Source organism: Xanthomonas sp. 3793 (assembly GCF_024806835.1).
GTDB classification, from domain to species: Bacteria; Pseudomonadota; Gammaproteobacteria; order Xanthomonadales; family Xanthomonadaceae; genus Xanthomonas; species Xanthomonas arboricola_F.
This window is the reverse complement of the sequence record NZ_JANTYU010000001.1, coordinates 1,343,323-1,355,615: the sequence shown is the minus strand read 5'-3', so window position 1 is coordinate 1,355,615 and position 12,293 is coordinate 1,343,323. Positions and strand designations below refer to the sequence as shown.

Annotated in this window: 9 protein-coding genes; 4 read left to right on the top strand and 5 right to left on the bottom strand. The window is 67.0% G+C overall.

Annotation, left to right across the window (positions count from 1 at the left end):
- The first annotated feature begins 17 nt into the window (after positions 1-17).
- On the top strand, positions 18-518 hold the full coding sequence (locus FHY18_RS05640) for a YcxB family protein (protein WP_259152281.1): 501 nt from the start codon (positions 18-20) through the stop codon (positions 516-518).
- Between the two features lie 18 nt (positions 519-536).
- On the opposite strand, the gene ampR is transcribed toward FHY18_RS05640, so the two are convergent.
- The gene (gene ampR / locus FHY18_RS05635; RefSeq protein WP_259152280.1) at positions 537-1,412 is read right to left on the bottom strand and encodes a LysR family transcriptional regulator AmpR; all 876 of its coding nucleotides are present in this window, start codon (positions 1,410-1,412) and stop codon (positions 537-539) included.
- A 100-nt stretch (positions 1,413-1,512) separates the two neighbouring features.
- Between ampR and bla the strand changes: the two genes are divergently transcribed.
- Positions 1,513-2,406 carry a class A beta-lactamase gene (bla, locus tag FHY18_RS05630; RefSeq protein ID WP_259152279.1) on the top strand — a complete coding sequence of 298 codons (894 nt, stop codon included), beginning with the start codon at positions 1,513-1,515 and terminating at the stop codon, positions 2,404-2,406.
- Positions 2,407-2,553: 147 nt separating this feature from the next.
- On the opposite strand, the gene FHY18_RS05625 is transcribed toward bla, so the two are convergent.
- The 4 genes from FHY18_RS05625 to FHY18_RS05610 all read right to left on the bottom strand — a co-directional run bounded on the left by FHY18_RS05625 (position 2,554) and on the right by FHY18_RS05610 (position 10,957).
- Positions 2,554-4,701 (bottom strand): phospholipase C, phosphocholine-specific, encoded by a 2,148-nt coding sequence (locus tag FHY18_RS05625; RefSeq protein ID WP_259152278.1) that lies wholly within the window; start codon positions 4,699-4,701, stop codon positions 2,554-2,556.
- 76 nt (positions 4,702-4,777) lie between these two features.
- Positions 4,778-7,189 (bottom strand): TonB-dependent receptor, encoded by a 2,412-nt coding sequence (locus FHY18_RS05620; RefSeq protein WP_259152277.1) that lies wholly within the window; start codon positions 7,187-7,189, stop codon positions 4,778-4,780.
- 172 nt (positions 7,190-7,361) lie between these two features.
- The gene (gene ggpS, locus FHY18_RS05615; protein ID WP_259152276.1) at positions 7,362-9,656 is read right to left on the bottom strand and encodes a glucosylglycerol-phosphate synthase; all 2,295 of its coding nucleotides are present in this window, start codon (positions 9,654-9,656) and stop codon (positions 7,362-7,364) included.
- Between the two features lie 59 nt (positions 9,657-9,715).
- Entirely contained in the window at positions 9,716-10,957 is a 1,242-nt protein-coding gene (locus FHY18_RS05610; RefSeq protein ID WP_259152275.1) for an MFS transporter, read from the bottom strand.
- A 159-nt stretch (positions 10,958-11,116) separates the two neighbouring features.
- Between FHY18_RS05610 and FHY18_RS05605 the strand changes: the two genes are divergently transcribed.
- Together FHY18_RS05605 and FHY18_RS05600 are read left to right on the top strand one after the other, a co-directional pair.
- On the top strand, positions 11,117-11,419 hold the full coding sequence (locus tag FHY18_RS05605; protein WP_259152274.1) for a zinc ribbon domain-containing protein: 303 nt from the start codon (positions 11,117-11,119) through the stop codon (positions 11,417-11,419).
- A 313-nt stretch (positions 11,420-11,732) separates the two neighbouring features.
- On the top strand, positions 11,733-12,059 hold the full coding sequence (locus FHY18_RS05600) for a hypothetical protein (protein WP_259152273.1): 327 nt from the start codon (positions 11,733-11,735) through the stop codon (positions 12,057-12,059).
- Positions 12,060-12,293: the final 234 nt, after the last annotated feature.

Here is a 12,293-nt window from a genome sequence, read left to right as displayed (position 1 = left end):
ACAAGGAGGTAGCGAACATGATCAGCGCCACCATCAGTCTGGAAGACCATCTGGCCGCGCAGCGCCTGCATGCGCGACAGACGGCCAAGCTGTTGATCGTGATCCTGGTGGTCCTGCTGTTGATCGGTGCGGGGTTGCTTCAACTGATTGGGGCCGGCGAAATCATCGGCCCGATGCTGATCGGCGCCGGGGGCGGCGGCTTGATCGGCCTGGCGGTGCTGCACCTCTGGGGCTTGCCACGAAAGATCAGGCGCCTGCACGCCCAGCAGGCCGCGCTGCGGCATACCTACACCTTCGCATGGGACGAGACCGGGCTGGAAATCACCTGGGCGGACGGGCGACTGCGCCGGCCCTGGTCCGATTACATCCGCTACCGCGAGAACGAGCGGGTGCTGCTGCTGTATCACAACGACCGCTTGTTCGAGCTGTTCGCCCCGCACTGGTTCGCCGATCAGGCGCACTACGAGGCGTTTCGCCGCGTGGCGGTGCAGGGGATCGCGGCGTCCGCGCGCCGCTGAGCGCAGCAACGCGCTCGTTTAGCCGGAGCGCTGTTGCTCCGCTACCAGCCAGTCGCGCAGTCGCGCATCGGCATCGCCTTCCGGGCGCGAGCGCAGCCGGGTGAGCCAATAGCGTCCGGCATCGATCTGTATCGGGAAGGGGCACACCAGCCGCCCTGCGTCGAGATCCTGGCGAAACATCGGCAACGGCAACAACGCCACGCCGGCACCGGCCGCCGCCGCGCTGGCCAGCGTCAACGACGAATCGAACATCGTCCCGCGCGCGGCAACCTCGGCCACGCCTGCCGCGCGAAACCATTGCGGCCATTCGTCCAGGCGGTAGGAGCGCAATAACGGCAGCTGCGCCAGATCGGCCGGCGTGCGCAGGCCGCGCGCCATGCTGGGCGCGCACACCGGCGCAAACGGCGCCTCCATCAGCGCATGCGCGATCTGGCCCTGCCAGTCGCCATCGCCGAACCGGATCGCCAGATCCAGCCCTTCGCCGGCCAGATCGACCCGGTTGTTGTGGGTGGACAGGCGCAATTCGATATCCGGATGCGCGGCATGAAAGGCCGGCAATCGCGGCAGCAGCCAGCCGGTGGCGAAGGTGCCCACCACGCCGACGTTGAGCACCTCGCGATAGCGCCCGTCGGCAAAGCGCTCCAGGGTGGCGGCGATGCGGTCGAAGGCCTCGCCCAGCACTGGCGCCAACGCCGCGCCCTCGTCGGTCAGTGCCACGCCGCGTGGCAGACGGTGGAACAGGCTGGTGCCCAGCTGTTGCTCCAGCGCCTTGATCTGGTGGCTGAGCGCGGCCTGGCTCACGCACAGCTCGTTCGCCGCCCGGGTCAGATTTTGATGGCGCGCGGCCGCTTCGAAAGCGCGCAGGGCATTGAGCGGGAGGCGGGGGCGGGGCATCGTGAGAGATTAGTTCAATTCATGCCTGTGATCGAAACATCGCGATGGTCGGTTGCGCCGTGCGCATCGATACTGCGGGCTCCCTCAAGGAGGCAAACACATGTTGAATCGGCGAGAGTTCTTGTGCGCAACCGGCGCGGGCATGCTGTTTGCGGCGTCCAGACCCGCACTGGCCCTCAGTCCGGCGGTCAATATGGACGATCTGCTACGGGCACAATGGGCGGAAATCGAACGTGGCACCGGTGGTCGCCTGGGCATCAGCCTGCTCGACAGCGCCACCGGCTGGCGTCTCGGGCAGCGCGAGAACGAGCGCTTTCCGATGTGCAGCACCTTCAAATTTGTATTGGCTGCCGCAGTATTGCAGCAAGTGGACCGGGGCAAGCTGTCGTTGGCGCAACCGGTCAACATCCGTGCCTCGGACATGCTGTCGCATGCGCCGGTCACCGAGCGCCATGTCGGCGGCACGCTGAGTGTCGGCGAACTGTGCCGGGCCACGATGATCTATAGCGACAACCCGGCCGCCAACCTGTTGTTCCCGCTGGTCGGCGGCCCGCCCGGCGTGACCGCCTTCCTGCGCAGCATCGGCGATGCCAAGACCCGCAGTGACCGCTACGAGCCGGAGATGAACGGGTTCGCCCCTGGCGAGCCGCGCGACACCACCACCCCGGCGGCCATGGCGTCGACGCTGCGCACGCTGCTGCTTGGCGATGCCCTGCAGCCTGCCTCGCGCACGCAGCTGACCGACTGGATGATCGACAACCGCACCGGCGACGATTGCCTGCGCGCGGGGCTCACGGCCGGCTGGAAGATCGGCGACAAGACCGGTAGCAACGGCACCGATACCCGCAACGACATCGCCATCCTCTGGCCGCCGAAGGGCCGGTCGCCACTGTTGCTGACCACGTACTTGAATGGTGCCAAGGTCGACGACGCTGCACGCGATGCGGCGTTGAAGGCGGTGGCGGTCGCGGTGCGGGAATCGTTTGGAAGGTGAGCCTGCCGAAGCGACACGTGGCGATAGCGGCGCATGTCGATTCGGCAGGCGCGGTGACGGAGTTTGCGACTTTCTCCCACGCAGTGGCGGTGATGCAAAGCGATGGTTGTCGCTGGCCAGGAGCAACATTCAACCTGGCACGGTCACTCAACCCAGCGCGCGGATCACGACAGGTCTGTCCTGTTGCAGTCGCGCCGGCCCACCCATGGCGGGATCGCTGACGCTGTCGGCGCCGGTTTCGATACGACCAGCCAGGCGCTGGGCCGCGCCGTCGTGGTGCACCCACAGGTCGTACCAGCCGCCGGTTCCTGCCGCTTTCCAACGGCGCTGCTCGGTCGCACCGGGCGCAATGCTGAGGCGCTCGTGCGGCTGCGCGGCTGCATAGGCACCCGGTTTTAGCTCCGCCTGCACGGCAGCGCCGCCGCCATTGTGCAGCGATAGCAACACGGATGTGGCGTCGTTCGGATCCTGTGCGATCTCAGCCACCAGTAACGGGGCGCTCAGGTCGCCACGGTAGTGACGATGGAATCCGTTGGGGCCGACCAGCCACAGATCGTAACGGCCGTCGTAGGTGGTCCAGTCGGCGTCCAGTGTGGCGCCGTTGCCCACCGTGTAGCGGCGCGGGATCGCCGCCAGGTCGTAGCGGTCATAGACATGCAGTACTGCCGCCGCGCCGCTGTTGGTCATGCGTAGCCGCACCTCGCCACGCTCGGGCACATGCGCCAGTTGCACGCTCGGGCGGTACGGCACGGTGCGCGAACGGCGCACGCCGAACGGTTGCACGGGCGGCTGCAAGGTGGCCGGCAGCGGCGGCAGCGTGTGCTCCCGCAAGGCTGCTGCACGCGTTGCCGCATCGCCCACATCGGGCAACGCGGCGACGAATGGGCGTGCATCGGCGTTGCGGAAGTCAAACGCATTGGTCAGGTCGCCACACACTGCACGCCGCCATGGCGTGATCTCCGGTGCGGGCACGCCAAACCGGCGTTCCAGCAGGCGCAACACCGAGGTGTGGTCGTACACCTGCGAATCCACCCAGCCGCCACGGCTCCACGGCGAAACCACATACAGCGGCACGCGCGGACCAAGGCCGTAGGGACGGCCGCGCAGTTCGGGCAGATCCACTTTCTGCTCGCCCGGTGCCGGGTGGCGATGGTAATCGTCGTCGGTGGGGATGCTGGAGGCGCCGGCAAACCCGCCTGCGGCGCGCGGGTCCGGCGATGGCGGTGCCGGCGGCGGCATGTGGTCGAAAAAGCCGTCGTTCTCATCGAACATCAGCAGCAATGCAGTGCGGCTCCATACCTTTGGATCGGCGGTCAGCGCATCCAGCACGCGTGCGGTGTAGGCCGCGCCCTGCGCAGGGCTGGAGGGATCCGGATGTTCGCTGCCGGCAGCATCGGCGATGACGAAACTTACCGATGGCAGCCGACCGGCCACCACGTCCGCGCGCAGTTGCTCAACGCCCCGCGTGCTGATGCCACGCGCGCGTAACTGCGCATCGTGGTCAGGCGCATTGCGGTAGGCCTGCCGAAACGCTTCGAACCCGGCCAGCGGGTTGTCGGTGAAGTTGTCGGCCATGTCCTGATAGATCTGCCAGGACACGCCTGCGCGCTGCAGCTGTTCGACATAGGTGGTCCAGCGATACGGCTCGGCAAAGCCGCCCAGTTCCGGAAAGTTGTCGTGCGAGTTGCCGATCACCGGCCCGCCATTGCGCGCCTGCGGATCGTTGCCGCCGGTCCACAGGAACACGCGATTGGAGTTGGTGCCGGTCTGGATCGAGGCGTGGTACGCATCGCAGAGGGTGAACGCATCGGCGAGCGCGTACTGGAAGGGAATATCCGTGCGTCCGTAGTAGCCCAGCGCATGATTGTGTTTGGCCGCCGCCCAGTGCCCGAGCCGGCCCTGATCCCAGGCCTGCTGTGCATCGGGCCAGCTATGCGGCGTACCCTTGACGCGCATGAAGCCGAATTGCGCGGCGGTATCCAGCGCGAACGGGGTGAGCCATTGCATGCCGTCTTCGCTGGGCTGCAGCCACACCGTGCGCGAGGGCGCGCCCGGCAGCGGCGGGGCCGGAATCGGAAAGCGATCGCCAAACCCGCGCACGCCGGGCAGCGCACCGAAGTAATGATCGAACGCGCGGTTTTCCTGCATCAGGATCACCACATGCTGCAGATCCTCCAGCGTACCGTTGCGCCGGTCCGGTGCGATGGCTGCGGCACGCGCGATGCTGGGCGAGAGTGCGGCCGCGCCGCTGGTGAGGCCGGCTTGCAGCAAACGGCGGCGGGGCAGGTCGATCATGGGGGCTCGCATCGCATCGAAAGGGATGCCCGCACCGGTGTGCGCTGCGGGCGTCGCATAGCATGGCAGGTCGCCGTTACAGATCCAGCGTCAGCGTCAGCCCCAACGTGCGCGGTGCGGCGATGAACGCGCTATCGCTGCCGTCCACCCCTTCCAGATAGCGCTTGTCGGTGAGGTTGCTGACATTGAGCGCCAGCTGCAGGCCCTTGAGCTGCGACGACAGTTGCGACAGCTCCACGCCCAGATTGGCGTTGAAGGTGGTCACGCCATCGAGCGCGGCGCGGTTGGATGCATCCAGATAGCGCTTGCCCAGATAACGACCGGACACACCGAAGCGCCAGGCCTGCCCGCGCCAGTCGGCCGAGACCACCAGGGTGTTGCGCGGCTGGCCGATCACCTGCGCGCCGGGAGTGATGTCCAGGGCGGTGTCGCGCGCGGCATCGCCGCTGCCCAGGTAATCGGCCTTGTTGTAGGTGTAGGCGCCATTGATGCGCCAGCCATTGTCCCAACCGTAGCCCAGCGCCGCCTCCACGCCGCGTGCATGCACGCCGCCGAAGTTTTCGTACACGCCGTCGGTCTCGCCCAGATAGTCGATGCCGCTGACGAAGTTGGCAGGCACATACACGATGCGGTTGTCGAAGCGGATGTCGTACAAGGTCACGCTGCCGGTCAATGGCCAGCGGCTGATGCGCAGGCCGAGCTCGACGTTGTCGGCGGTCTCCGGTTGCACGCGGCTGAGTGCGACCGGGTCGGTTTCGCCCAGGACGCCGGAGGGAATCGCCGCGAAGTTCTGCGAATACCCGGCAAAGGCTTCCAGGCCCTGCACCGGGGTGGTCCAGGTCAGGCCGGCCGAGAGCAATGGGTCTGAATGCGAATCCGATTCCACATGCTGCGCGTCGCCGATGCGGCGGTCGCGGGTCTGGTCGACGAAGAACTGCTTGACGCCCACGCGCCAGGCGAATGCGCCGTAGCGCATCACATCCTCGACGTAGTACATCTGCTCGTCGGTCTGGTAGTCGTCCTTGAACTGCACCCAGTACGGCTGATGATCGAAGCCGATGTTGGTGCCGACGTTGAGCAGGCGATGCCAGTCGCGGGTGACGCTGCGGTCATAGCGCTCCAGCCAGGCGCCGGCGCGCACGGTATTGTCGATGGCGCCGAGATCGGCGCGCCATTCCACATCGGCCATCGCGCCGGCGCGGTGGTTGTCGTAGTGGCTATGGCGATACGACTGCACCGGTACCGAGCCTGCCGGATAGCAGGCCGGGTTGGATTCGGCCGGCACCGCATCGCTGCCGGCGCAGCCGGCCAGCATGGTCGCGGCCGCGCCGCCGGGCGTGAGGTAATACAGCTTGCCCAGGTCGCTGCCGGCATACACGGTGTTGCCGCCACGCGCTTCGGATTCCGCTGCGCCGGCGCCATCGTTGCTGACATCCACCAGATACGGCGGAATCCAGTCGCCACGGCCCTGCATGCGGTGCGCGTAGCCGGTCAGCGTGGCCTTGAACCCATTGCCACCATCGAAGGCGCCGCGCAGATAGCCGAAAGTGTTCTTGCGCAGCGCGCGCGAGCCTGAGCGGTAGTTCTGATCCAGATACGGAATACCCGTGAGCGTGCCGGTCAGCAGATCGTGTTCGGGATCGCGCGCGAACTGTTCCGGTGTCACGCTGGTGTATTCGGATTCGTCGGCATCGTCGTAGGACGCATAGCCGCTGAGCGTCCACTTGTTCAACGCACTGACGAACTTGCCGGCCAGATGATCGCGGCTGGTGTGGCCGCTGCCGTCGATCCAGTCATCGTTGCGCGCCGACGAGCCGCTGACCCAGGCGCGCGTGTTGCCGCCGAGCAGGCCGGTGTCGTAGCGCGCGTAATACTTGCGCGCCTGGTTGTCGCCGATGCCGCCGATCACGCGCACGCGCTGCTCTTCCAGCGGCTCGCCGGTGAGGTAGTTCAGGGTGCCGCCCAACGCTTCGTTCGAGCGCGAGGCGATATCGGCGGTGCCCTGGCTCACCTCCACCGTTTCCAGATCCGGCATGTCGATGAAACGATTGGCCTTGGAGCCGCCGCCATAGGCCGAGCCACCGTTGGGCACGCCATCGACGGTGGTACCGATCTGCTGGGTATCGCGGTTGCTGACAAATCCACGCATGCTGATCTGCGTGCCCCAATCCGACGAGCCGAACGCATCGGCTTCGGTCACGACGACGCCCGGGAGTTCGTTGAGCGCGTCGTTGACGCTGCCCAGCACGAACTGGCGGTCGAGCATTTCCTTGCTCACGGTCGTCTTGGAGTACGTCATCGCCTGGCCGACCACCTGCACCTGACCCAGCGTGGAGACCTGTGCATCTTGGCCATTGCCGTCGGCAACCGGCGCCGAGGGCGCTGCGCCGTCTGGTCTCTGCTGCGCGTAGGCGGGCAGGGCGATCGGAATCAGCAGCAGGACCAGCGTGGCCGGGCGCCGCGCGCGCGAGCAGGACAACGAATTCATTGCGATCCATGGGCAGGATGAAGAGCGCCCAGCCTGCCGCGCTTGCGTTGCGTGATCATGACCGCGCCGTCGATGGGCCAGCGTCACGCTTGTCCTAAAGTACACAAACGCCCGGAGAGCCCAGGCGTTTGCGTGTGACTACGGGTATTGCCGAACGCGTAACGGCGCGTGGCTAGTCGACCGGCTCGGCCACTGCGCTGGCTGCTGCCGCGGGCAGGCGCGCATGCGCGCCACGGCTGCGTGCCACCGCCGCCAGGAAGTCGCGCCCCCAGTGATCGATGGTGTAGTACTCCACGCTGTCGTACAGCTGGCGCAGGCGCCCGGCCGCCTCGTCGTCGGGCATCGAGAGCCCCTGCAACAGGCCGGCCGCCAGATCGGCTGGGTCGTGCGGGTTGGTCAGCACCGCGCCTTTGAGTTCTGCCGCAGCACCGGCAAATTCGCTCAGCACCAGCACGCCGCTGCCGCCTTCGATGCCTTGCACCGCGACGAATTCCTTGGCCACCAGGTTCAGCCCATCGCGCAGCGGAGTGATCCACATCAGCTGCGCCGCGGCGTAATGCGCCACTACCTGCTCGAATGGCAGCGCCTGGGCGAAGAAGCGCACCGGGGTCCAGTCCAGCCGCGAGAACCGTCCGTTGATGCGGCCCACCGCCTGCTCGATCTGCGTCTGCAAGGTGCGATAAACCGTCATCTCGCGTGCGGCCGGCACGCACACCATCAGCAAGGTAACCTTGCCAAGCAGCTGTGGCTGGCTGTCGAGCAGGCGCTCGAACGCTTCCAGCTTTGCCAGCGTGCCCTTGGTGTAATCCAGCCGCTCCACCGACAACACCAGCTTGCGCGCACCGATCTCGCGGCGCAGTTTGAAGATATCGTTGCGCACGTCCGGTTTGCCCAGCGCCGCGCGGATGCGGCGCAGGTCGGTGCCCACCGGATGCGCGCCCAGCGCGACATCGCGATCTGCCACGCGCAGGCAGGTCGTCATGGTGTCCAGGCCCACCGCACAGCCGTAGGTCAGAAAGCGCGGCGCGCAGCTTTCCTGCGCCAGGCGCTCCACCGGCATCACCCCACGCACCACGTCGACGAAGTTCTCCACCTGCCGTGGAATATGGAAGCCGATGTAGTCGCAGCACATCAGGCTGCCGATGATCTCGCGTCGCCACGGGACCACGTTGAACACGTCGGCCGACGGGAAGTAGGTGTGATGGAAGAAGGCGATCTTCAGATCCGGGCGCAACTCCCGCAGGTACGCCGGCACCATCCACAGGTTGTAGTCGTGGATCCACACCGTGGCGCCCTGCGCGGCCTCGGCCGAGGTGGCTTGCGCGAACTTGCGGTTGACGCCGAGAAAAACCTGCCAGTCGTCCTCGCGGAAGCGCGCGCGTTCCCAGAACGCATGCAGCATCGGCCAGAACGCTTCCTTGGAAAAGCGCTTGTAGAAGATATCCACCTCGTTCTTGCTCAGCGGCACGCGCGCGGCGGTGAGGGTGGGGTAGCGCTGCGCATCCACTTCGGTATGGGTCTGGAAGGGCCTGCGCTTGGGGTCGTCCACGCTCCAGGCCACCCACGATCCGCGTTGGCCGCCTTGGAAGAAGCTCAGCAGCGAGGGAATGATGCCGTTGGGCGAGCGCGGCGCGCGGCGTACCAGCTCGCCGTGTTCGACCACTTCGTCATACGGCAGCCGGTGGTAGACCATCACCAGGTCCGCGCCGCCCTTGCGCGGGACCTGCGCTGCCGGCACATGCGGGTCGTCGTCGGCAAGCAGGCCGAAGTGCGCAATCGCCTCCAGGATGCCGCCACAGCCGGGCGCATTGGCGTGATAGGTGGCGTCCAGGTGTGCGGTTGCCTGCGTCAACGCCGCTTCCGAGTCTCCCACGCAGACGCCGCGAAAACCGGCCAGATACATGGACAGGTCGTTGAGGGTGTCGCCGGCCACCAGGATGCGCTGGCGCGGCAGTTCCAGCTGGCGCGCCAGTGCGCCCAGGGTGCGGCCCTTGTCGGTGTCCGGCGGCAGGATGTCCAGATAGCGGTCGGCCGAATACAGCACATCGCAGCCCAGCGCGCGTGCGGCCTGCTCGATCTGCGCGCGCAGCGGCGCCAGCGTGGCCGGGTCGCAGAAATACGAACAGCGGCGTTCCTGCGGCACGTCCTGGCGCTGCAGCTGCGGGAATGCGCGCATCGCCTTCGCCACCACCTGCTCGCCGGGCCAATGCGCGTCGATCATCGATTGCAGGGGCTGCAGCGGTTGCAGCGTGTGCCCGTCCACCACGGTGGCGCCGACGTCGCACACCACATAGTCGGGTCGGGGAATGGTGGGGTCGGTGAGCAGGGGCATCACCGCTTCGAGTCCGCGCCCGGTGATGAAGATCAGGCGGATCTCGGGATGCTGGTCGACCAGGCGATACAACTGGTGACGGTGTTCGGCGGAGCCGGCCAGGAAGGTGCCGTCCAGGTCGGTGGCCAGGATCACGGCCGGATCCGGGCGGGGGTGGGTCAGGGATGAGGTGTTCGAGAGTCGTGTTTGATCGATCAATGTGCTTCCTTTTGGGGAGGGGAGGGTGAATCGGTTTCCGGCATCAGTTCCAGCGCCGAGGGGGTGGTGCGCAGCATCGGACGGAATGCAATGGGGTGGGTGCGCAGGCGCTCGAAGCGCAGCAGGCGCGCCAGCGTGAAGCCGGCCAGCGCCAGCAACATCACCGCGAAATAGACCGGCAACGCAGCCGGGCCGAACTTCTGCATGGCTCCGCCCGCCAGCGCCGGGCCGATCGCCGCGCCCACGCCGTGTACCAGCAGCAGGCTGCTACAGCCGGACAGCAACTCCTCGCGCGGCAGGTAATCGAGCATGTGCGCCACTGCGAACGGATACAGCGAAAACGCCAGTCCGCCATACACGAAGAACAGCAGGAACAGCACCTGCGTCTGCGCCTGCACCATCGGCAGCGCGGCGGCGATGGCGATGCCGGCGGCCAGCACACTGACCGCGACCAGGCCGATGCGACGGTCGTGGCCATCGCTGATGCGCCCGATCGGCCACTGCAGTACCGCACCGCCCACGATGGCAGTGAGCATGAACATCGCCACGCCGTCGGCATCCAGCCCGATGCGGTTGGCGTACACCGGCAGCAGGCCCCAGAACGCGCCCATCGCAAGGCCGGAAAGGCCGGCGCCAATCGTCGCCACTGGCGCCAGCGCATACAGCGTCACCAGCCGCAGCCGCGACACGTGCGGTACCTCCGGCGGAATCAGCCGCGTGGTCACCACCGGCATCACCGCCGCGCAGATCAGGATCGCGGTGAGCGTGAACATCGCTGGCGCGGTGGCGTCGCCGGCGCTGAGCAACACCTGGCCCAGGGCCAATGCCGACAGGTTGATCGCCATGTAGACCGAAAACACCCGGCTGCGGCGGCGCGCGTCCGGCTCGGCGTTGAGCCAGCTTTCGATCACAGTGTACAGGCCGACCAGCGCAGCGCCGGTGACGAGCCGCAGCAGGCCCCAGCCCCACGGGTTGAGCCAGATCGGATGCAGCAGCACCGCGATCGCGGCCAGTGCGGCGTAAAACGCGAACGCGCGGATATGCCCGATCCGGCGGATCAGCGGCGGTGCGAAGAATGTGCCCAGAAAGAAGCCGGCGAAGTAGCCGGACATGATCAACCCCAATGCGCGTGCATCGAAGCCGGCTTGGCCACCGCGTACGGCGAGCAGGGTGCCCAGCAGCCCGCTGCCGGTCAGCAGCAAGGCCACGCCGAGCAACAGCGCAGTCAACCGCAACACGTATGCGGCCCTCGTGGGGAGAAAGGCGCGTCGGTCACGTTTGCAATTGTACCAGCTTGATTGCAGTGGCCTGTTTCACCCGATGGCGCGCAATGCTGCGCGCCGGCGTGGAACTGGCTCTAGAATCTGCGCCCTCGCGTTCCTTCCTTTTGATGTGCCATGCCTATCTATGCCTTCCAGTGCACCGCCTGCGATCACCAGTTCGATCGGCTGCTGAAAATGTCCGACCCGGTGCCGGAGAGCTGCCCCGCCTGCAGCGCCAACGCCATCAAGCGCCAGGTCACCGCACCGTCGTTCCGGTTGTCGGGCAACGGTTGGTACGAGACCGATTTCAAGTCGGCCGGAGAAAGGAAAAAGAACCTCACCGAAACCAGCAGCAGCGGCGACGCCAAGCCCGCGGCCGCCAGTGACGGCAAGCCGGCCGCACCAGCCGCGGCCAAGCCGGCATCCGACAAGGCGTGAGCACCGCCAGGCCTGGCCGTGTCGCCAGCCTGGAATTGCGTCGCTGGCCGTAGCTAAAGATCGCTGCGTTTAGCGGCTGCGCCACCGCGACGGAGTTCCTGCACGCCACACGGGCGCGCCGGCCGATCGCTTTCCGGCCGCGCTCGCCGCCTCCTGCGGGCAGGTCTTCGCCGGTTGCGTGCTGGTCGATGCGCCCGCATCGGCAACGCCTGGTCTGTTTGCCGGCAAGACACTGATGATGCATGCGCGGTAACGAGGGGCCGGTGCGCGCATTGCGGGTGCCCTTCCATGTGGGCGACAACCAGGCGCGCACATGGCGGCTGCCCCGTCCGCCGGCTTCGTGCGGCTCAGGCACGACCATCGGCATGCCGACGGCAACGCAGATGCACTGTCCAGCTACGGTGGCGACAGCACGCGTGCAAGCAGCGCCAGTCGTCAGGAATTCCCGGTGGATGCCGACTCGATTGCAGTGTGCAAGCGATCGGGTGGCACGGCCTCGTCGAAGAACGCCTTGACCATCGAGGTCGAGCCAGGCCGGCGCGTGGCGTACGAGCTCAGTCGTCCGGATGGGCGGCTGTTTCGGGAGGCATTCGATCTCACCCGGCCGGTCGCAATGCCGCCCGCGCCGTGGGGCGGTTGAGCACTGCGCGCCGGGCGCCCGCTGCGATGGCCGGGTTTCCACCCCGCGAAATCAGCGGCCCGTTCGCTGGATGCGGCGCCACGCGGTGTGAGAAAGACTGGGTGCGGCAGTCGCCGGTCCGGCCCGTGGCCCGATGGCTGGGGCTGGGGCTGGGCAGAGAGTGAGCACGGCATGTGCCCCAACCTATCTGGCGGAGACTCAGGCGATGCCTTTCCAGCGTCGGGCGCCGCGAAT